Source organism: Jiella sonneratiae (assembly GCF_017353515.1).
Taxonomy (GTDB): domain Bacteria; phylum Pseudomonadota; class Alphaproteobacteria; order Rhizobiales; family Rhizobiaceae; genus Jiella; species Jiella sonneratiae.
Genome location: NZ_JAFMPY010000030.1, coordinates 1 through 20014 on the forward strand (window position 1 = coordinate 1; position 20014 = coordinate 20014).

Annotated in this window: 17 protein-coding genes; 14 read left to right on the plus strand and 3 right to left on the minus strand. The window is 68.0% G+C overall.

The features are described 5' to 3' along the window. Positions 1 to 377: 377 nt before the first annotated feature. Positions 378 to 1934, minus strand: a complete 1557-nt coding sequence (locus tag J1C47_RS20360) for a catalase (protein ID WP_207352640.1) — start codon at positions 1932 to 1934, stop codon at positions 378 to 380. 138 nt (positions 1935 to 2072) lie between these two features. Here J1C47_RS20360 and J1C47_RS20365 point away from each other — a divergent pair, with 138 nt between their 5' ends. From J1C47_RS20365 to J1C47_RS20380, 4 genes are all read left to right on the plus strand, one after another. Then, complete coding sequence (locus J1C47_RS20365) at positions 2073 to 2981, plus strand: hydrogen peroxide-inducible genes activator (protein ID WP_207352641.1); 909 nt, start codon at positions 2073 to 2075, stop codon at positions 2979 to 2981. Between the two features lie 109 nt (positions 2982 to 3090). Further along, positions 3091 to 4875 carry an adenylate/guanylate cyclase domain-containing protein gene (locus J1C47_RS20370; RefSeq protein WP_207352642.1) on the plus strand — a complete coding sequence of 595 codons (1785 nt, stop codon included), beginning with the start codon at positions 3091 to 3093 and terminating at the stop codon, positions 4873 to 4875. A gap of 249 nt (positions 4876 to 5124) precedes the next feature. Further along, on the plus strand, positions 5125 to 6270 hold the full coding sequence (locus J1C47_RS20375; protein ID WP_207352643.1) for a PQQ-dependent sugar dehydrogenase: 1146 nt from the start codon (positions 5125 to 5127) through the stop codon (positions 6268 to 6270). A gap of 204 nt (positions 6271 to 6474) precedes the next feature. After that, positions 6475 to 7602: a Gfo/Idh/MocA family oxidoreductase gene (locus tag J1C47_RS20380; protein WP_207352644.1), complete on the plus strand. Its 1128-nt coding sequence runs from the start codon at positions 6475 to 6477 to the stop codon at positions 7600 to 7602. On the opposite strand, the gene guaB is transcribed toward J1C47_RS20380, so the two are convergent. Beyond that, entirely contained in the window at positions 7587 to 9086 is a 1500-nt protein-coding gene (gene guaB, locus J1C47_RS20385) for an IMP dehydrogenase (protein ID WP_207352645.1), read from the minus strand. The genes J1C47_RS20380 and guaB overlap by 16 nt on opposite strands. 256 nt (positions 9087 to 9342) lie before the next feature. On the opposite strand from guaB, the gene purU reads away from it, so the two are divergent. Both purU and J1C47_RS20395 read left to right on the plus strand, forming a co-directional pair. Next, positions 9343 to 10194 (plus strand): formyltetrahydrofolate deformylase, encoded by an 852-nt coding sequence (purU, locus tag J1C47_RS20390; protein WP_207352646.1) that lies wholly within the window; start codon positions 9343 to 9345, stop codon positions 10192 to 10194. 330 nt (positions 10195 to 10524) lie between these two features. Beyond that, on the plus strand, positions 10525 to 10878 hold the full coding sequence (locus tag J1C47_RS20395; RefSeq protein ID WP_207352647.1) for a PilZ domain-containing protein: 354 nt from the start codon (positions 10525 to 10527) through the stop codon (positions 10876 to 10878). Between the two features lie 161 nt (positions 10879 to 11039). Here the strand turns inward: J1C47_RS20395 and J1C47_RS20400 are convergent, their stop codons facing one another. After that, positions 11040 to 11639: a Uma2 family endonuclease gene (locus J1C47_RS20400; RefSeq protein WP_207352648.1), complete on the minus strand. Its 600-nt coding sequence runs from the start codon at positions 11637 to 11639 to the stop codon at positions 11040 to 11042. A gap of 146 nt (positions 11640 to 11785) precedes the next feature. Here J1C47_RS20400 and ruvC point away from each other — a divergent pair, with 146 nt between their 5' ends. The 8 genes from ruvC to J1C47_RS20440 all read left to right on the plus strand — a co-directional run bounded on the left by ruvC (position 11786) and on the right by J1C47_RS20440 (position 19903). After that, on the plus strand, positions 11786 to 12304 hold the full coding sequence (gene ruvC, locus J1C47_RS20405; protein WP_207352649.1) for a crossover junction endodeoxyribonuclease RuvC: 519 nt from the start codon (positions 11786 to 11788) through the stop codon (positions 12302 to 12304). A 100-nt stretch (positions 12305 to 12404) separates the two neighbouring features. Then, positions 12405 to 14216 carry a translation elongation factor 4 gene (gene lepA, locus J1C47_RS20410; RefSeq protein WP_207352685.1) on the plus strand — a complete coding sequence of 604 codons (1812 nt, stop codon included), beginning with the start codon at positions 12405 to 12407 and terminating at the stop codon, positions 14214 to 14216. A gap of 152 nt (positions 14217 to 14368) precedes the next feature. Next, a complete protein-coding gene (gene puuE / locus J1C47_RS20415) occupies positions 14369 to 15814 on the plus strand; it encodes an allantoinase PuuE (RefSeq protein ID WP_207352650.1) in 1446 nt (481 codons plus the stop codon). After that, positions 15811 to 16830, plus strand: a complete 1020-nt coding sequence (gene alc / locus J1C47_RS20420) for an allantoicase (protein WP_207352651.1) — start codon at positions 15811 to 15813, stop codon at positions 16828 to 16830. Before puuE ends, alc begins: the two co-directional genes overlap by 4 nt. A gap of 4 nt (positions 16831 to 16834) precedes the next feature. Then, positions 16835 to 17320 carry an ureidoglycolate lyase gene (locus tag J1C47_RS20425; protein WP_207352652.1) on the plus strand — a complete coding sequence of 162 codons (486 nt, stop codon included), beginning with the start codon at positions 16835 to 16837 and terminating at the stop codon, positions 17318 to 17320. Positions 17321 to 17578: 258 nt separating this feature from the next. Further along, positions 17579 to 17818 carry a hypothetical protein gene (locus J1C47_RS20430; RefSeq protein ID WP_207352653.1) on the plus strand — a complete coding sequence of 80 codons (240 nt, stop codon included), beginning with the start codon at positions 17579 to 17581 and terminating at the stop codon, positions 17816 to 17818. A gap of 352 nt (positions 17819 to 18170) precedes the next feature. Next, a complete protein-coding gene (locus J1C47_RS20435; protein WP_207352654.1) occupies positions 18171 to 18404 on the plus strand; it encodes a hypothetical protein in 234 nt (77 codons plus the stop codon). Between the two features lie 140 nt (positions 18405 to 18544). Next, complete coding sequence (locus J1C47_RS20440; protein WP_207352655.1) at positions 18545 to 19903, plus strand: NAD-dependent succinate-semialdehyde dehydrogenase; 1359 nt, start codon at positions 18545 to 18547, stop codon at positions 19901 to 19903. Positions 19904 to 20014 lie beyond the last annotated feature (111 nt).

The window sequence follows — 20014 nt, forward strand, 5'->3', positions numbered from 1 at the left end:
CATCGACCTGGACGATATCCGGAAACGCGTCGCCAAGCTCGCCCGCCGCCGAACCGTAGGCAAAGCAGCCTTCGCCAAGAGCCAGAATCGGATCAACTGATCGCCGCGGCCCAGGCCGGATGCTTACGCTGCGCCCGCGGCCGACACGAAGAAATGATCGCCCCGAAGGCCGGCTCGATCTGCGGCCGCAGGAAGACGGGAAAGTCGAAGACACGCCGGCGTCGCGCATCCGGGCGCCGAAGCCGGGCCGTCGCCGGGTCGTCGCGAACGAAAGGGGCCGGACGCGTGCCCGGCCCCTTCTGACATTTTTGGTTCGTCGTCCGATCCCCTCGTGGCACCCGCCCGGAAGCGGCGGGCGCGGTCGAGGGCTTGCCGTCCTACTCGGCAGCCTGGGCGCTGCCGTCCGCCGCGTCGCCGGAGGTCAGCTGCGGCGTGTCGTCGGTCACCGGATGCGAGTTCGGCATGTAGGCCGCCGTGGCGTTCGCCTCGTTCCAGGCGGCGCGCACGCCCGCCTCGTAATCCGGATGCACCTGCTTCAGATGGCCGAACCAGCGCTCGGCGATCGGCGCCGGAATGCCGGCCATGGCGCCGCCCATGTTCTTGTAGAGGCGCTGGCGCTGCGGCTCGTCCATCACCTTCATGACCAGCGCGCGCACCTGCGTGTAGTCGTCATAGATGCGATGGTCGTAGCGGTCGGCATTGCCGCTGATGCGCAGCGGCGGCTCCTGGGCCGAGCGGTCCTCGACCGCCGCCCCTTCCTCGGCAAAGGAGTTCGGCTCGTAATAGGCGTTCTCGTTGCCGGTGCGAACGCCGCCATAGACGTTCATCTCGCCGTCCTTGTGGTAGTTGTGCACCTCGACGCGCGGACGGTTGACCGGGATCGTCTCGTAATGGGTGCCGAGGCGGTAGCGATGCGCGTCGGCATAGGAGAAGACGCGGGCCTGCAGCATCTTGTCCGGCGACCAGGAAATCCCCGGAACGACGTTGGAGGGCGAGAAGGCGGCGTTCTCGATCTCGGCGAAGTAGTTGTCGGCGTTGCGGTTCAGCTGAAAATAGCCGACGTCGATCACCGGAAACTGGTCGTGCGGCCAGACCTTGGTGAGATCGAAGGGGTTGAAGTCGGTCTTGTCGGCGTCGAGCTCGGGCATCACCTGGATCTGGAACTTCCAGCGCGGGTACTGGCCGTCCTCGATCGCGTTGAACAGCCGCTCCTGGTAGCCCTCGCGGGTCTTGCCGATGATCTTCTCGGCCTCGTCGTTGGTGTAGAAGGCGTGGCCCTGCTCGGTCTTGAAGTGGAACTTCACCCAGTAGCGCTCGCCCGCGTCGTTCCACAGCGAGAAGGTGTGCGAGCCGTAGCCGTTCATCTGCATCGGCGACTGCGGCAGGCCGCGGTCCGACATCAGGATGGTGACCTGATGCAGGCTTTCCGGCGACAGGGACCAGAAGTCGAACATCGCCGTCGGCGAGCGCATGTTGGTCTTCGGATGGCGCTTCTGGGTGTGGATGAAGTCCGGGAACTTGTACGGATCGCGGACGAAGAAGACCGGCGTGTTGTTGCCGACCATGTCCCAGTTGCCGTCCTCGGTGTAGAATTTCAGCGCGAAGCCGCGCACGTCGCGCTCGTGGTCGGCCGCGCCCTGTTCGCCGGCGACGGTCGAGAAACGGGCGAGCATCGGCGTCTCTGCGCCCTTCATCAGGCACTTGGCCTTGGTGTAGCGCGAGATGTCCTCGGTGATCACCAGCTTGCCGTGGGCACCCCAGCCCTTGGCGTGCACGGTGCGCTCGGGAATGCGCTCGCGGTTCTGATGGGCGAGCTTCTCGATCAGCTGGTAGTCCTGCAGAAGCAGCGGCCCACGCTCGCCGGCCGAGAGCGAATCCTGGTTGTTCGGCCACGGCGCGCCGGCCGAGGTTCGAAGCGTGTTGCGATCAGCCATGAATGGCCTCCCTTTTCGATGCTGGTGGCGCCCGAATCCGTCGGGGCCTTGGAAACTTTCCAAGCTACTATGTAGACATCCTGCGATCGGCTCCAATCGTATTTACTCCGATCGGCGATCGGAATAACTTATCGGGCGATGTTCACGCTCCGCCAGATCCGCTATTTCCAGGCCCTCGCCGAGGTGCGTCATTTCGGGCGCGCGGCGAAACGGCTCAACATCAGCCAGCCGGCGCTTTCCGGCCAGATCGCCCAGATGGAGGCGGAAATGCGCAGCACGCTGTTCGAGCGCGGGCCGAACGGCGTGCAGCTGACCTCGGACGGCGAGCTCGTCGCCTCGCGCGTCCGCCGCATCCTCGCCGAGGTACGCGAACTCGAATGCCTCGCCGACCGCAGCGCCAGCCTCCTCGGCAGCCGGCTGCGGGTGGGCATGATCGCGACCGTCGCACCCTATATGCTGCCCGTCCTGCTTCCGGCGCTGGCCGAGGCGTTTCCGCGGCTCGAATGCCAGGTGCGGGAAAGCATCACCGGGCGGCTGATGGACGACCTGCGCAACGGCGAGATCGACTGCGCGGTGGTCGCCCTGCCCCTCGACCGGGACGACGTCGAGACGCTGCCGCTCTTCGAGGATCCGTTCCACCTCGCGGTGCCGGCACGCGAGGCGGCGACGCTGCCCGATCCGATCCCGGTGTCCGAACTTTCCCGACAGAAGATGATCCTGCTCGAGGAGGGCCACTGCCTGCGGGCGCAATCCCTCGACATCTGCCGCACCGCCGCCGACCCGGAACTGTCGAGCCTCGGCGCCACCAGCCTGACGACGGTCCTGCGCATGGTGGCCGGCGGCCTCGGCGCGACCCTCTTGCCGGAAATGGCCGTCGCCGACGAGGCGCGCAGCGACGACATCGCCGTCCTGGCGATCGGCGCGCCGGTGCCCTCGCGGCGGCTGGTCCTTGCCTTCAGGCCGAGTTCGGTCCGGCGGGCCGATTTCGAGGCGCTGGCCGCGATCATCTGCCAGTCGATGGACAAGTCATACGCCGCAAAGCCATAGAAGCGCCGCGACGATCAGGTCTTCGGCGCAGGATCCGCAGCCGCCCGAAGCGGCCCGGGCCCCGGCCGCATCGCCAACGGCCGGGGGCCGTCATCCCGAAAAGGTGCGCATGATGCAGTCTACGGGCGATCGCCTCTGGCGGAACGCCGGCACTCTCCGGCTGCTGCGGCGGAAGATTCCGCCGCGGCTGCGCGAACCGCTGCGCTGGCGCCAGGCGACCGGCATGGTGCTCTTCGCCTACGCGGCGACGCACCTCGCCAATCATGCGCTCGGCAATATCTCGAGCGAGGCGCTCGGCTTCGGCGCCTGGCTGAAGCGGCTGGTGTGGGACAATCCGGTCGGCACCCTGCTGCTCTACGGCGCGCTCGTCATCCACGTCGGCCTGGCGCTGCATTCGCTCGCCACGCGCCACAGCTGGCGGCTGCCGGCGACGCAGGTCGTCCAGATCGCCACCGGCCTGTCGATCCCGATCCTCCTCTTCCCGCACATCGTCAGCACGCGGGGAGCGGAGGTCCTGTTCGGCGAGACCGTCGGCTATTCCCGGCTGCTTCACGCGATCTGGCCGGCCGGCGCCCTGCTGCAGACCGTCTTCCTCTGCTTCGTCTGGGTTCACGGCTGCCTCGGCATGCGCCAGTGGCTGCAGAACCGATCCGATTACCAGCGGCTCGCGCCGACCTTCGCCATCCTCGCCACCGCCCTCCTCGTCTTCGCCTTCACCGGCTTCGTCACCGCCGGTCGGGTCGCCGCCCGCCGGACCGACATCGCCGCCATTCCGCCGGAGGTCGCCGCGGCGGCCCAGACCGTGCAGACGGTCGTGCTGGTCTCCCTCTCAGGCATCTTCGGCCTGATGCTGCTGTGGCCGTATCTCGGGGGCGGCCGGCGCATCGTCCTGCGCTATGACAACGGCGACGGGACGGCGCGGTCGGTGACGGCGCCGAAGGGCAGTTCGGTCCTCGAGGTCAGCCGCAGCGCCGACATCGCGCACGCCTCGGCCTGCAACGGCCGGGCACGCTGCTCGACATGCCGCGTCCTCGTCCTCAGGGGCCACGATCTTGTCGCCGACGCACCGAACGCGGCCGAGCGGCTTCTCCTGCAGAAGATCAAGGCGCCGCCCAACGTCCGGCTCGGCTGCCAGTACCGGCCGAGCCGCGACGTCACCCTGCGCCGCATGGTCGGCGCCGGCGAGATCTACGACGTCGCCGACCTCGCCGATCCCTACCGCTTCGGCGTCGAACGCGAGGTCGTCGCGCTGTTTGCGGATCTGCGCGGCTTCACCGGCATCTCCGAGCGGTGGCTGCCCTACGACGTCGTGCATCTTCTCAACGCCTATTTCGACCGGGTGGCGCGGCAGATCGAGGCCAATCGCGGCGAGATCGACAAGTTCATGGGCGACGGCGTGATGGCGCTGTTTCACCGCAAGAACGATCTCGCTTCCGCCGCCCGCGACGCGCTCACCGCGGCGCTGGAGATCCTGAGGACCGTCGAGGCGATGAACGAGGAGAACCGGGACAGCTGGCAGGTCCCGCTGCAGGTGGCGATCGGCATCCATGGCGGCTCGGCGATCCTCGGCCAGATCGGCGGCGGCGGCCAGGCGCGGCCCGCCCGGACCGCCCTCGGGCGGACGATCAACGCCGCCTCGCGGCTGCAGGACTTCGCCAAGACGCTCGATGTCGCGCTGGTGGTCTCCGACGACGTCGCGCGGCTGGCAGGGATCGGGGAAAGCGACGAGCTGATGCGGGTCGTCGCCGAACTGCGCGGATCGACGCGCTCGCTCGAAGTGACGGTGTTTTCCGACCTCGACGCGGTCGAGCGGGCGGTTTCGCAGGCCTGGGGCGAAGCCGACGACGTCCGGCCCGCCGCGCCGGGACTGGGCCGCCTCCTCACGCGAGGGTGAAACCGGAGTGACCGGCGGCGGGGATACCGAACCCGCAAGTGCCCCCATATCGGTCCGGACCGGGCCCGCGACATGCCGGCGAAGTGCTTGCCCCTGGAAGCGTTTTGCCGGCCAGCGAGGCGAGCCCTCGGAACGCCGGAAAGGCCGGGACAAAGGGCGCAAGCGGCTCCGCCGGCGCTCCGCCCCGCCTGGCGCCGCGCCTCGCTCGCCCGTCGCCACACCGGCCAAACACCAGTCGACGAGGAAACGATGTTCGCGACAAAAACACTGAAGCTCTTCGCCGGAGTGCCGCTCGCCGGCGCCCTCCTCCTCACCCAGCCCGCCATGGCGGCGACCACCGTGACCAGCGACCAGGGGACGAAGGTCGCCGTCGAGGCGGTTGCGAGCTTCGACGAGCCCTGGGCGATGACCTTCCTTCCGGACGGGTCGATGCTCGTGACCGAAAAGGCCGGAACCCTCCTCCACGTCTCGGCCGACGGCAAGGAGAAGACGCCGGTCGCCGGCGTTCCCGCCGTCGCCTATGGCGGCCAGGGCGGCCTCGCCGACGTGGTGCTGCATCCGAAATTCAGCGAGAACCACCTCGTCTACATCTCCTTCGCCGAAGAAGGCGACGGCGGCTATGGCGGGGCGCTCGCCCGCGGCAAGCTGGTCCTCGACGGCGACCGGCCGCGGCTCGAAGGGGTGAAGGTGATCTGGCGGCAGGAGCCGAAGGTTTCCGGCATGGGCCAATATGCGCTGCGGGTCGCCTTCGGCCCGGACGGCATGATGTTCGTCACCTCCGGCGAGCGCCAGAAAAAGACGCCGGCCGAGGAGATGGACACCAATCTCGGCAAGATCGTCCGCCTGCACGACGATGGCTCAGTGCCGAGCGACAATCCGTTCCAGGACAAGGGCGAGATCGCCAGGGAAATCTGGACGCTCGGCCACCGCAACCCCCTCGGCATCGCCTTCGACGCCGAGGGCCAGCTCTGGGAACACGAGATGGGACCGCGCGGCGGCGACGAGCTGAACCGTATCAGGGCCGGCGCGAACTACGGATGGCCGGTGGTCTCGAACGGCATCAACTACGACGGCAGCCCGATCCCGGACCATGACACCCGGCCCGAATTCCAGGCGCCGCAAATCTCCTGGACGCCGGTGATCGCCCCGGCAGGCTTCGTCATCTACGACGGCGAGGTGTTTCCCGACTGGCAGGGCGACGGCTTCATCGGCGGCCTGAGAAGCCAGGCGCTCGTCCACGTCTCGCTGGGCGCAAAGCCCAAGGAGATCGAGCGCTTCCCGATGGGCCACCGCATCCGCGAGGTCGAACAGGGGCCGGACGGCGCGCTCTTCCTGCTCGAGGACGGCTCCGGCGGCCGGCTGCTGAAGCTGACGCCGGCGGGCGCCGCGGGCTGAGCTTGCCCGCCGGGGCGGGCTTCCGGCACGGCGTCGACGCGGCTATCGTGGCCGAAGCATGATCCCGAGAAGTGGGAACCGCTTTCGGAACAGGTCATGCGCATAGGAGACGATGGAGCAGGATGACGGGCAATGCTCGTCTCGTGCTCCTCCCGAGGCGGAGGACCTTCCTCCGCCGTTCCGGCACGAAAGGGGGGCGAGAAGTTGACGCGCGCGCCGATCCGGTGGGGCGTGATCGGGACCGGCGGCATCGCCCGTCGCTTCGCCGGCGATCTCGCCTACTCCACCAGCGGCGTTCTCGCCGCCGTCGGCTCGCGGGACGGCACCCGCGCCTTCGCCTTCACCGCCGATTTCGGCGACGGCATCGTCGCCGACGAGACCGACCGGATTCTCGCCCGGCCGGACGTCGACGCGATCTATGTCGGGACGGTCAATCGCGCCCATGCCGGCATCGCCATCGCGGCGCTGGAGGCCGGCAAGCCGGTGCTCGTCGAAAAGCCGCTCGCCCCGACCTCGGTCGAGGCGGCGGAGATCCGCGACGTCGCGCGGCGGCGCGGCCTCCTCGCCATGGAAGCGATGTGGATGGTCTTCACGCCGGGGATCGTCCGGCTTCGGGCGCTGCTTGCGGCGGGCGCGATCGGCGAGGCGCGCAGCCTTTCGGCCAATCTCTCCTACGCCCGGGCCTATCGCCCTGACCAAGACATCTTCGATCCGCGGACCGGCGGCGCGCTGCTCGATCTCGGCGTCTATCCGATCGCCCTCGCCCACCACCTCTTCGGGGCCGCCGACGAGGTCGCCGCCGTCGTCGAGCGCAACGAGGCCGGCAGCCTGCGCCAGGCAGCGCTCGTTTCGCGGCACGGCAAGGTGCTGGCGAAACTCTCCTGCGGCTTCGAGACGGAAGGGCCGAACGGCGCGATGGTGTCGGGCGAACACGGCCGCATCGCCCTCGCCGGGCCGTTCTTCTGCCCGCCGGCGCTGACCCTGACCCGGCATCACGCCGGAACGGCGCTGGACCCGCGCGGCGGCGACATGCCGGCCGATGCCGCATCGGGAGCGGCGGTCGGGCACGGCAACGAAGGCGCCCCCTCCGAGACCGACGCCGCACTCGAAGCCTGGGCGCAGCGCCGGCCGGAGACGATCGCCACCCCTGTCGCCGGCAGCGGCCTGCAATATCAGGCCGACCACTTCGCCGACTGCCTCGCCAAGGGGCTGACCGAAAGCCCGCTGCACCCCTTGTCGGCGAGCCTTGCCGCAATCGCCGTCATCGAGCGCGCTACGACGCTTCGCCCGTCGAAGCGGGCGGGTCGCCGAGGCGGTCAGCTGCCGGGATAGTTCGGGCTTTCGCGGGTGATCGTCACGTCGTGCGGGTGGCTCTCGCGCAGGCCGGCATTGGAAATGCGGATGAAGCGCGCCTTCGTCCGCAGCTCCTCGAGATTGGCCGCGCCGACATAGCCCATCGCCGCCCTGAGGCCGCCGGCGAGCTGATGCAGCACCGTCGCCACCTGTCCCTTGTAGGCGACCTGGCCCTCGATGCCCTCCGGCACGAGTTTCAGCGTGTCGCGCACTTCCGCCTGGAAGTAGCGGTCGGCCGAACCGCGGGCCATCGCGCCGACCGATCCCATGCCGCGATAGGCTTTGTAGGAGCGGCCCTGGTGGAGATAGATCTCGCCCGGGCTCTCGTCGGTGCCGGCGAGCAGCGAACCGACCATCGCCGCCGCGGCGCCTGCCGCCAGCGCCTTGGCGACGTCGCCGGAAAACTTGATGCCGCCGTCGGCGATGATCGGGATGCCGGCCCGGTCCGCCGCCTCCGCGGCCGCCATGATCGCCGAGAGCTGCGGCATGCCGACGCCCGCGACGACGCGGGTGGTGCAGATCGAGCCGGGACCGATGCCGACCTTGACGCCGTCGGCGCCGGCGTCGATCAGCGCCCTGGTCCCCTCGGCGGTGGCGACGTTGCCGGCGATGATCTGGACGTTGTTGGAGATCCGGCGTGCCCGCGCGACGGCATCGAGGACGCGCTGGGAATGGCCGTGGGCGGTGTCGATGACGAGAAGGTCGACGCCGGCGTCGATCAGCCGTTCGGCCCGCTCGAAGCCGTCGTCGCCGACCGACGTCGCCGCCGCGGCGAGGAGGCGGCCCTGCACGTCCTTGGCGGCGTTGGGGTTGAGCTGGGACTTCTCGATGTCCTTGACGGTAATCAGGCCGATACAGTTTTCGTCGGCGTCGACGACGAGGAGCTTCTCGATCCGGTGCTGGTGGAGCAGGCGCTTGGCCTCTTCCTGATCGACCGATTCGCGCACGGTGACGAGGCCGCGCTTGGTCATCAGCTCGGCGATCGGCTGGGCGTCCTCGGTGGCGAAACGCACGTCGCGATTGGTCAGGACGCCGACGAGGCGCCCCCGCGTCTGGCCGCCCCTGCCGCCGTTCTGGACCACCGGGATGCCGGAGATGTTGTATTGCCGCATGAGCGCGCGGGCGTCGCCCAGCGTCGCCTCCGGCCCGATGGTCACCGGATTGACCACCATGCCGCTTTCGAACTTCTTGACCTGCTTGACTTCCTCGGCCTGCTCGGCCGGCGTCAGATTGCGGTGAATGACGCCGATGCCGCCCGCCTGCGCCATGGCGATCGCCAGCCGCGATTCGGTCACCGTGTCCATCGCCGCGGAAAGGATCGGCAGGTTCAGCTCGAGCGACCGGGTGATCCTGGTGCGGATGTTGGTCTGGCCCGGCATCACCTCGGAATGGCCGGGCTGCAGCAGCACGTCGTCGAAGGTCAGGGCCGTCGTGCCGGTGGGGGTCTCGATGATCTGGGCCATGCCATGCCTCCGCCAAAAGGCTCGCTCGCGCTGTTGCAGCGCGTCAATTGGGATGGCAAGGGCTGCTACCACGCGATCATGACAATGGGAAGCCGATCTCGCGCGATGGTCTCGGCCGCGACCGGTGGACGGTGCGTCGCGGACCCGCGTCCCGGCTGGCCTTCTGACGCGACTTTTGCCAATCACCGGCGCGAGCGGCGCCGGCGGCGGGATGCCTTCGCGGCCCCGGCGGCGGAAATGACGGAGACATCGACCGATGGCCACGCGCCACATCATCACCCTGTCCTGCGAGGACCGCCCCGGCATCGTCGCCGGACTGACCACGGAACTCTACGAGGCGGGCGGCAACATCGCCGAGAGCGCCCAGTTCTTCGACCGCCAATCGGGCCGGTTCTTCCTGCGCATCGCCGCCGATTTCGCCGACGGGGTCTCTTGCGAGAGCCTCGAACAGCGCCTGTCGCCGCTCGTCGAGCGCTTCGGCATGGGGCTGGCGGTGAGCGACGCCGCGCGGCGCCCGAAGATCGTCGTCATGGTCTCGGCCTTCGACCATGCGCTCCTCCACCTCCTCTACCAGATCAGGGTCGGCTGGCTGAACGCCGAGGTGGTCGCCATCGTCTCGAATCACGAGGCGAGCCGGCAGACGGCCGAGGCGGCGGGCGTCGCCTTCCATTACTGGCCGGTCACGAAGGCGACCAAGGCGGATCAGGAGCAGCGGCTGCTGGACCTCGTCGCCGAGACGGGCTGCGACCTCGTCGTCCTCGCCCGCTACATGCAGATCCTCTCCGACGACCTGTCGCGGAAGCTGTCGGGACGGGTGATCAACATCCACCATTCCTTCCTGCCGAGCTTCAAGGGTGCCAAGCCCTATCACCAGGCGCACCAGCGCGGCGTGAAGCTGATCGGCGCGACGGCGCATTACGTGACCGCCGATCTCGACGAAGGCCCGATCATCGAGCAGGAAACCGAGCGCGTGTCCCACGCCCTGTCGCCGGACGATCTCGTCGCCACCGGCCGCGACATCGAGGCGCGGGTGCTGGCGCGGGCGGTGAAGCTGCATCTCGAGGGCCGGGTGATGCTGAACGGCACGAGGACGGTGGTCTTCGGATAGTCCCGATGGCCTTGAGCATAGCCGGCTTGCGCCCGGGCATCGGCCGGCGCGGGCGTCGATCGGCTTTGCCTGTCCCAGTCCTCGACTGATGAAATCTGCGATTGTCGCCGCGGCGCAAGATCACGCCGGCGGCGATCCTTGCCGCCCGCCTCGCTCTCACGATGATCGGCGGCAAGGAGACCGGCGGTATTTTCGACAAATCTTTCGCAATTGCGAACTTCTCTTCGTTTATTTCTATAGCCTCCTAATGACGACGCAGCCGTTACATGTTCATTAAGGAGTGCAGACTGACTTTGGAGTTGACGGTCAGATTTGCGGAGGAACGATCGCATGAAGGACGAGGTGATTCCGGATCCGCAAAATCGGCGGCGCTGGCAGCGCCGCCGGACACGCCTGCGCCCGGCCAAGCTCCTGAACATCCAACTGGTCTTCCTGGAAGACGCGATGTGCGTCGACATTTCGGACGGCGGCATGCGCATCGCCCGGCCGTCGGAGCGCCAGCTTCCGAAGAGCCTCGTCGTCTTCGACGTCTCGGATCTCACCTTGCGGGCGGGCGCGGTTTGCTGGACGGCCGGCAAGCAGATCGGGCTGCGTTTCACCAGCCGCGCCGTCAAAGCCAATCCGGCACAGCTCAAGGCCCTGGGAATGCGCGACGTCTCGTCGAGCGTCTATATCCGCAAGTAGTTCCCGGCGCCCCCTGACCTGACCGGCGGCCTGCCGGCGGGGCGGCGCGGGACGGAGCGGCCGCGCTCCCGTTTCGTGCCAGTGTGTTTCCTGCGCGACTGTCGCGGGGGCTCTATTTTCCGGCCTGCCGCCTGGTCGGTCCCGCGCGCCGCGATCCGCCCCTAGCCGGCAGCCGGAGCGGCAGGCCCGACGAGGCCGGTGTCTTCATAGACTTCGGCAAGGGCGAGATCACAGCCGATTTCGGGAAGCGCGATCGTCGCATCGCGCCCCTCGACGATCTCCGAGCGCCAGACGCCCTCCCCGCCGCGACGCCAGACGATCACCTCGGCCGATTCCGAGGCGACGAGAAGGACCACGCGGACGCCGTCGTTGGTCTTGTATTCCTCGACCTTGCGAAAACGGTCGAAGGCCATGGTCGAGGGCGACAGTACCTCGACGAGGACGCGCGGCTCGCCGGTTTCCATGGACCGGTCCGGCCCGCCCCTGCAGTCGACGATGACGTCCGGCCGGCGGATGTTGCCGGCAGGGTTCTTCACCGTCATGTCGTCGGTATGCGGCCGGCAGGGCTTGCCGCGCAGCTGGTTGCCGAGAAGGAGAAGGATATTCACCGTGATGATATCATGCCGGCGGCTGGCCCCGGTCATCGCCTTCGCGGGCAGCACGGGAATGCCGTCTACAAGCTCGTAGTTCTGGTCCTGCTCCAGCTGCCAGGCGTAGAACTCTTCCGCCGTCATCCGCTTGATGGTCTTGGCCTCGCTCATCGCCACCGCCTCCGTTCGAGCCGAACATAGCGTGATGCTGGTCCCGGCGCGAGCGACGTTCTCCCCCCGGCCCGGCGCGTTTCATCTTTGTTCATGTTTCGTCTGTCCAATCGCCGGCGATTCGGATAGAGGAAGGTTTGAACAAAATGTTAACGGAGGCACCCATCCGCATCATCGGCATCGACCCGGGACTGCGGCGCACCGGCTGGGGCATCGTCGAGACGCTCGGCAACTCGCTGCGCTTCGTCGCCAGCGGCACCGTGACGTCCGATGCCAAATGCGATCTTGCCTCGCGGCTATGCCAGCTGCACGAGGGTCTTTCCGGCATCGTCCACGCCCACAGGCCGGACGAGGCGGCCGTCGAGCAGACCTTCGTCAACAAGGATGCCGTCGCCACCCTGAAGCTCGGCCAGGCCCGCGGCGTCGCGCTGCTGGTGCCGGCGCTCGCGGGCCTTCCCGTCGCCGAATACGCCCCGAACGCGGTGAAGAAGGCGGTGATCGGCGTCGGCCACGGCGAGAAGCGGCAGATCCACATGATGGTGAAGGTGCTGATGCCGAAGGCTTCCTTCGACACCGACGATGCGGCCGACGCGCTTGCCATCGCCATCTGCCACACCCACCACCGTCAGTCGGCGACGGCGCGGGCGGCGCTCGCCGGACGCTGAGGGCCAGAGCGGCGAAAGCTTCGGCAAATCTCTGCCGCAACGCGAAATCCGCCGCTTCCAAGACGCGTTAACTCTCTTTATATCGCGGGCAATGAGCACCATGCCCGCCGACACGCCGCTTTCGCGCATCCGCAACTTCTCGATCGTCGCCCATATCGACCACGGGAAGTCGACCCTCGCCGACCGCCTGATCCAGAACACCGGCGGGCTCGATACCCGCGAGATGAAGGAGCAGGTGCTCGATTCGATGGACATCGAGCGCGAGCGCGGCATCACCATCAAGGCGCAGACCGTGCGCCTGCACTATACGGCGAAGGACGGCGAGACCTACGTCCTCAACCTGATCGACACGCCGGGCCATGTCGACTTCGCCTACGAGGTGTCGCGCTCGCTGTCCGCCTGCGAGGGCGCGCTGCTCGTCGTCGACGCGGCGCAGGGCGTCGAGGCGCAGACCCTCGCCAACGTCTATCTCGCCCTCGACGCCGATCTCGATATCGTCCCCGTCCTCAACAAGATCGACCTGCCCGCCGCCGAGCCCGACAAGGTGAAGGAGCAGATCGAGGAAGTGATCGGCCTCGACGCCTCGGAGGCGGTTTTGATCTCGGCGAAGTCCGGCATCGGCATCGAGGACGTGCTGGAGGCGATCGTGCGGCGCCTGCCCGCCCCGAAGGAAGGCGACCGCAAGGCGCCCCTCAAGGCGCTTCTGGTCGATTCCTGGTACGACGCCTATCTCGGCGTCGTCGTCCTCGTCCGCATCATCGACGGCGAGCTGCGGAAGAACCAGACGATCCGCATGATGGGCACCGACGCCCGCTATTCGGTCGACCGAGTGGGCGTCTTCACCCCGAAGATGGTGCAGGTCGACGCGCTCGGGCCGGGCGAGCTCGGCTTCATCACCGCCTCGATCAAGGAAGTCGCCGACACCCGCGTCGGCGACACGATCACCGAGGACAAGCGGCCGACCGCGACGATGCTGCCGGGCTTCAAGCCGGCGCAGCCGGTGGTCTTCTGCGGCCTGTTTCCGGTCGACGCCGCCGATTTCGACGATCTCAGAGCCGCGATGGGCAAGCTCAGGCTCAACGACGCCAGCTTCTCCTTCGAGATGGAATCCTCGGCTGCCCTGGGTTTCGGCTTCCGCTGCGGCTTTCTCGGCCTGCTGCACCTCGAGATCATCCAGGAGCGGCTGTCGCGAGAATTCGATCTCGACCTGATCGCAACCGCCCCCTCGGTGGTCTACGACATCCAGATGACCGACGGGTCGACGCTGCAGCTCCACAACCCGGCCGACATGCCGGACGTCGTGCGGATCGACCACATCGAGGAGCCGTGGATCAAGGCGACGATCCTGACCCCCGACGACTATCTCGGCAACATCCTGCAGCTCTGCCAGGAGCGCCGCGGCGTCCAGACCGACCTCTCCTATGTCGGCAAGCGGGCGCTCGTCGCCTATGAGCTGCCGTTGAACGAGGTGGTGTTCGACTTCTACGATCGCCTGAAGTCGATCTCCAAGGGCTATGCCAGCTTCGACTACCAGATGACCGATTACCGCGAAGGCGACCTCGTGAAGATGTCGATCCTCGTCAATGCCGAGCCGGTCGACGCCCTGTCGATGCTGGTCCACCGCTCCCAGGCCGACCGGCGTGGCAGAGCCATGTGCGAGAAGCTGAAGGAGCTGATCCCGCAGCATCTCTTCAAGATCCCGATCCAGGCGGCGATCGGCGGCAAGGTGATCGCGCGCGAGACGATCTCGGCCCTCAGGAAGGACGTCACCGCCAAGTGCTACGGCGGCGACGCGACCCGCAAGCGCAAGCTCCTCGAAAAGCAGAAGGAGGGCAAGAAGCGCATGCGCCAGTTCGGCAAGGTCGAGATCCCGCAGGAAGCCTTCATCGCCGCGCTGAAGATGGACAGCTGAGCCGCAATCCGAACGCGCGTCGCCGCTTCGCGCCGGATCTGCCGGGCCTTCGCCGGCCTCGCGCCGGCTTCGCCGCGGGGCATGACGATTGATCCCCCGCCCGTCTGCGGCTACCGATGGGCGGGTCGACCACCGTCCTCGCAAGGCGACCCATGTCAGAGCGCTACCCCCGCGATCTCCTCGGCTACGGCCGCACGCCGCCCGATCCGAAATGGCCGAACCCGGCGGGCAGCGGCAATGCCCGGATCTGCGTCCAGTTCGTCATCAACTACGAGGAAGGCGGCGAGAACGCCGTCATCCACGGCGATGCGGCCTCCGAGGCGTTCCTGTCGGAGATCGTCGGCGCCGCGGCCTGGCCCGGCCAGCGCCACATGAACATGGAATCGATCTACGAATACGGCGCCCGCGCCGGGTTCTGGCGGCTGTGGCGGATGTTCACCGAGCGCTCCATGCCGGTGACCGTCTACGGCGTCGCGACCGCGCTCGAACGCAATCCGGAAGCCGTGGCGGCGATGCAGGAGGCCGAGTGGGAAATCGCCTCGCACGGGCTGAAGTGGATCGAATACAAGGATTTTTCCGCCGAGGACGAACGCGCCCACATGCGCGAGGCGATGGCGATCCACAAAGCGGTGACGGGCGAGCGCCCGCTCGGCTGGTATACCGGCCGCTCGTCGAGGCACACGCTGGAACTCGTCGCCGAGGAAGGCGGCTTTCTCTACGCCTCCGACGCCTATGCCGACGACCTGCCCTACTGGCAGGAGACGCGCACGAACCCGCTGCTCGTCATCCCCTATACGCTCGACACCAACGACATGCGCTTTGCGACCCCGCAGGGCTTCAATTCCGGCGAGCAGTTCTTCGCCTTCCTGAAGGACGCCTTCGACACGCTCTATGCCGAGGGCGAGGCGGGCCATGCGAAGATGCTGAATGTCGGGCTGCACTGCCGCCTCGTCGGACGCCCGGCGAGAGCCGCCGCCCTCGCCCGCTTCCTCGACTACGTGCAGTCGAAGCCGGACGTCTGGGTGGCGCGGCGGATCGACGTCGCGCGCCACTGGCGCGAGCACTTTCCCCATGCGCCGCGCTTCCGGCCGAGCCGGATGAGCGCGGGCGAGTTCCTCTCGTCCTTCGGCGCGGTCTTCGAACACTCGCCTTTCCTCGCCGATCGCGCCCATGCCGCGGGGCTCCACGACGCGCATGATTCGCCGCAAGGCCTCGCCGGGGCGATGAACCGGGCGTTCCGCGAGGCGAGCGATGCGGAAAGGCTCGGCGTCTTGAAGGCGCATCCGGACCTTGCGGGCCGGCTCGCACTTTCCGGCGAACTCACCGACCAGTCGAAGGCCGAGCAGGCCGGCGCCGGGCTCGACAGGCTGACGTCCGACGAACTCGACCGGTTCACGGAGCTGAACCGCCGCTATGTCGAGCGCTTCGGCTTTCCCTTCATCGTCGCGGTGAAGGGCCTCGACAAGGCCGCCATCCTTTCCGCCTTCAAGGCCCGTCTCGACAACGACCGCGACTTGGAATTCGCCACCGCCTGCCGGGAGGTCGAGAAGATCGCCCGGCTCCGCATAAAGTCCATCTTCGACGAGAAGGCCGCATGAGCTCCGAGCGCTTCATCACTGCCAGACCCCTGCCGGAAGCGGCGGAGCTGACCCGCCGCAGCATCGATCTCGCCCAGCCGCGGCTCGGCACGGCGGTCACCTTCGCGACCGACGACTTCTTCGCAGACAAGTCGCGGATGATCGATCCTGCGCCGCCGGTCTTCTATCCGGACCGCTTCGACGACCACGGCAAGTGGATGGACGGCTGGGAATCGCGCCGCAAGCGCACGCCCGGCCACGACCACGCGATCGTCCGGCTCGGCCAGCGCGGCCGCATCGCGGCGATCGACGTCGAGACCTCCTTCTTCACCGGCAACTTTCCGCCCGAGGCGATGGTCGAGGCGGCCGACACCGCCGACGAGCCCGGAGAGGCGGACTGGTTCACGCTGGTCCCCCGCGCCGCGCTGACGGGCGACGGCCACAATCTCTTTTCCGTCGACGCGGACCGGCCGGTCCGCTGGCTGAAGCTCCACATCTTCCCGGACGGCGGCGTCGCCCGGCTTCGGGTCTTCGGCTCCATCGAAAAGGACTGGAGCCTCGTCGCCGCAGACGAGACGATCGATCTCGCGGCGATGGAGAACGGCGGCACCGCCGTCGCCTGGAACGACGCCCATTACGGCCATCCCGCCAACATGCTGGCGCCGGGCCGGGCGCCCGTCATGGCCGACGGCTGGGAGACCGCACGCCGCCGCGTGCCGGGGAACGACTGGTGCGTCCTGAAGCTCGGCACCGCCGGCCGGATCGAGCGCATCGCCATCGACACGAAGCACTTCAAGGGCAACTACCCCGACCTCTTCACGCTCCGCGCCGGGCGGCTCGGCGGGGAAACAGCACCGGAGGCAATCGAGGCGACGAGCCGCAACTGGCCGCTCATCGTCGGCGAATCGAAGCTTCGGGCCGACGCGATCGAAAAATTCGCGACGACGCCGCTCGCCGAGCCGGTCACCCACGTCAGGCTCGACATCTTCCCGGACGGCGGGGTCTCGCGGCTGCGGCTCTACGGCAAGAAGGCCTGAACCGATGCAGATCATCCGCCCGGCGCCGCTCACCCGGGCCGCCTTCGCGCCCTTCGGCGACGTCATCGACACGGACGGCGCCGATGCCTTCCCGATCAATGCGGGGATGACCACGCGCTTCCACGACCTCGCCACGGTCGACGTCGCCGCCGGGGCGGGCCGGCCGGCGATCGCGATCTTCCGCTCGACGCCGGTGTCGCTGCCCTTCGACATCGCACTGATGGAGCGCCACCCGCTGGCCAGCCAGGCCTTCTTTCCGCTCGCGCCGCGCCCCTGGCTGGTCGTCGTCGCGGACGACGAGGCCGGCCGGCCCGGAACACCGCTCGCCTTCCTCGCCACCGGTGCGCAGGGCGTGAACTACGGCCGCAACGTCTGGCATCACCCGCTCCTCGCCCTCGAGAGCGTCACGGATTTTCTGATCGTCGACCGCGGCGGCGCCGACAATCTCGAGGAGTTCAGCCTCGAGGCGCCGGTCCGGATCGAAGGCTGAAGCGGAATGCGACGAGCTTGGCTCGTCATCCAGTTCCCTTCTCCCGTATGCCCGTGATCCGTTCCGAAGTCCGGTCCTGACCTTTCGGGATAATGCTCCGAGCCCTGCGTGGCGCGGAGCCGGCCGCCGCGCCGCGCCGGGCGAAACAATCCCCATCCCCGTCCGTTAGCCATCCGACAGGGCGGCGGCGGCGACACCGGCCTTCGCGGCCGGCGTCGCACGCTCCGTTCAAAAACGAACGATGAAGGGAGACGGATCATGGTGACCGAGCCGATGAAGCACGCGCACTTCGATCATCCGAAACACGGAAGCTATCGCAGCCCCGAGGATGTGCTCGGCGACGACCGCCTGTCGGCAACCCAGAAGCAGACGGTTCTCGACGAGTGGCGGTCGTCTCTGCAGCACGTCCTGCACGACGAGCCCGAAGCCTCGAACGTGCGTTCGACCAGCGATTCCCTCGACGCTGCCGCGGAGAGGCTCGCCGCCGGGAAGATCTGACCGGCCGACATGCGGACGGCCTGCACGCTGTGTGGGCCTTCTCCGGCATACCGCCCGGCGCCGGAAAAGGCCGTCCGCGTCTCGTGCGGAAGGGACAAGGCGCCTTTGCCGCCCACGGGGTCGCGAACATGCGTCACCGGCCCTTTCGGCCGCAATCCGCACCCGTGAACGAGTCATTGAACCGGCATACGGACCCAGCTTCTGGGTGCGACATCGTGGCGCATCGTCCTCACAGACCTTCTGCAGAATGTATAACTCTTGGTGGTGATGGGCGTTTCACCGCGCAGGTCGGCGGAGATCGCAGCAGATCGGAGCCGTTGCCTGCCGTAGCGAAGTAGATCGAACGATGACGATGAACTTTCCAACTGTCGCACAATTTCAACATCCGCGGCTCGGCAACTACGGGTCGCCGCAAGAACTGCTCGAGGACGGACGGCTGTCGGAGACCGAAAAGCAGATGGCGATCGATGCTTGGCGCCGGCAGCTCGATCACGGTGCCTACGACACCGACGATGCGCCGCTGATCCGCCATGCCATCCGGTCCCTCGATGCCGCGGCCGAGCGCCTCGCCGCCGGACACCACTGAGGCGCACCGCCCCGACGAGGGGCGGTCGGCCTTGAACCTCGAAGGCCGCGCCGCGCGTCTTTCACCGCCGCGATCGTACCCTAGCTTGCCGACTGCGCGGCAGCCGCTGCCGCGACCGGAACGCCATAGGACAATCGATCATGCCGAAAAGCATCAATCCGGCGACCGGCGACGTCATCGAAGACTTCGCCGAGCACGGCGACGAGGCGATCGAACGGGCCCTCGAAAATGCCGCCATCGCCTACCGGGACTGGCGCAGAACGTCCTTCGGACGACGGTCGGACCTCCTCGTCCGCACCGCGGACGTCCTCGAACGGCGCAAGGAGGAACTCGGGCGGATCGCGACGCTCGAAATGGGCAAGCGCCTCAAGGAGGCGGTTGCCGAGGTCGAGAAATGCGCGACGGCCTGCCGCTTCTACGCCGAACACGGCGAAGCGATGATCGCCGACGAGGAACGCCCCGGACCCGCGGCGAGGAACTACGTCGCCTATCTGCCGATCGGCCCCGTCCTCGCCGTCATGCCGTGGAACTTCCCCTACTGGCAGTGTTTCCGGTTCATCGCACCGGCGCTGATGGCCGGCAATGTCGGGCTGCTCAAGCACGCCTCGAACGTCAGCCAGTGTGCGCTGGAGATCGAGAAGGTGCTGATCGAGGCCGATGCGCCGCAGGGCGTGTTCCAGACGCTCCTGATCTCGTCGAAGAAGGTCGAGCCGATCCTGCGCGACCGCAGGATCCGCGCCGCGACGCTGACCGGCAGCGAGGGCGCCGGATCGGCCGTCGCGGCGACCGCGGGGTCTGAGATCAAGACGACGGTGCTGGAACTCGGCGGCTCTGATCCGTTCATCGTGATGCCCTCCGCCGACCTCGCCAAGGCGGTGGAAGTGGGCGTCACCGCCCGCATGCAGAACAACGGCCAGAGCTGCATCGCCGCCAAGCGCTTCATCGTGCACGAGGCCGTCTACGACGAATACACCGCGCGCTATCGCGAAAAGCTCGACGCTATGCAGGTCGGCGACCCGATGGACCCGGCCACCGATCTCGGCCCGGTGGCGATGAAGTCCGGCGTCGACGATCTGACCGACCAGATCGACCGTTCGGTCGCGGCAGGCGCGCGGCTGACGACCGGCGGCGCGATGGACGGCAAGGGCTTCTACTTCCGGCCCTCGATGCTCGAAGACGTCGGCGAGGCGGCGCCTGCCTATCGCGAGGAGCTGTTCGGCCCCTGCGCGATCTTCTTCAAGGCGGCCGACATCGACGCGGCGATCGACCTTGCCAACGATTCCGACTTCGGTCTCGGCGGATCGGTCTGGACGAACGAAAAGAGCGAGATCGAGCGCTTCGTCCGCGAGCTCGACACCGGGGGTACCCATGTGAACCGCATGACGGCGTCCGATCCGCGGCTTCCCTTCGGCGGCGTCAAGCGCTCCGGCTACGGCCGGGAGCTGTCGCGGGAGGGCATCCACGCCTTCATGAACGCCAAGACGGTGACGGTCGACTGACCGTGGGGCGACTTGACGCCGCGTCCCGTTCGGCGGAACAGCCGGGGCGGCGAGGCGCCGGACGGCCTGGCAGTCCCGGCGACGCGCCGCGGCATTCGACTGTTTTGGCGG

Bases quoted from the DNA above. Each gene is read 5' to 3' on its own strand.
- J1C47_RS20440 (WP_207352655.1), top strand. From the start codon at position 18,545: ATGCCGAAAAGCATCAATCCGGCGACCGGCGACGTCATCGAAGACTTC.
- lepA (WP_207352685.1), top strand. From the start codon at position 12,405: ATGCCCGCCGACACGCCGCTTTCGCGCATCCGCAACTTCTCGATCGTC.
- J1C47_RS20360 (WP_207352640.1), bottom strand. From the start codon at position 1,934: ATGGCTGATCGCAACACGCTTCGAACCTCGGCCGGCGCGCCGTGGCCG.
- J1C47_RS20375 (WP_207352643.1), top strand. From the start codon at position 5,125: ATGTTCGCGACAAAAACACTGAAGCTCTTCGCCGGAGTGCCGCTCGCC.
- alc (WP_207352651.1), top strand. From the start codon at position 15,811: ATGAGCTCCGAGCGCTTCATCACTGCCAGACCCCTGCCGGAAGCGGCG.
- ruvC (WP_207352649.1), top strand. From the start codon at position 11,786: ATGTTAACGGAGGCACCCATCCGCATCATCGGCATCGACCCGGGACTG.
- J1C47_RS20430 (WP_207352653.1), top strand. From the start codon at position 17,579: ATGGTGACCGAGCCGATGAAGCACGCGCACTTCGATCATCCGAAACAC.
- puuE (WP_207352650.1), top strand. From the start codon at position 14,369: ATGTCAGAGCGCTACCCCCGCGATCTCCTCGGCTACGGCCGCACGCCG.
- J1C47_RS20400 (WP_207352648.1), bottom strand. From the start codon at position 11,639: ATGAGCGAGGCCAAGACCATCAAGCGGATGACGGCGGAAGAGTTCTAC.
- J1C47_RS20365 (WP_207352641.1), top strand. From the start codon at position 2,073: ATGTTCACGCTCCGCCAGATCCGCTATTTCCAGGCCCTCGCCGAGGTG.
- J1C47_RS20395 (WP_207352647.1), top strand. From the start codon at position 10,525: ATGAAGGACGAGGTGATTCCGGATCCGCAAAATCGGCGGCGCTGGCAG.
- purU (WP_207352646.1), top strand. From the start codon at position 9,343: ATGGCCACGCGCCACATCATCACCCTGTCCTGCGAGGACCGCCCCGGC.
- guaB (WP_207352645.1), bottom strand. From the start codon at position 9,086: ATGGCCCAGATCATCGAGACCCCCACCGGCACGACGGCCCTGACCTTC.
- J1C47_RS20370 (WP_207352642.1), top strand. From the start codon at position 3,091: ATGATGCAGTCTACGGGCGATCGCCTCTGGCGGAACGCCGGCACTCTC.
- J1C47_RS20425 (WP_207352652.1), top strand. From the start codon at position 16,835: ATGCAGATCATCCGCCCGGCGCCGCTCACCCGGGCCGCCTTCGCGCCC.
- J1C47_RS20435 (WP_207352654.1), top strand. From the start codon at position 18,171: ATGAACTTTCCAACTGTCGCACAATTTCAACATCCGCGGCTCGGCAAC.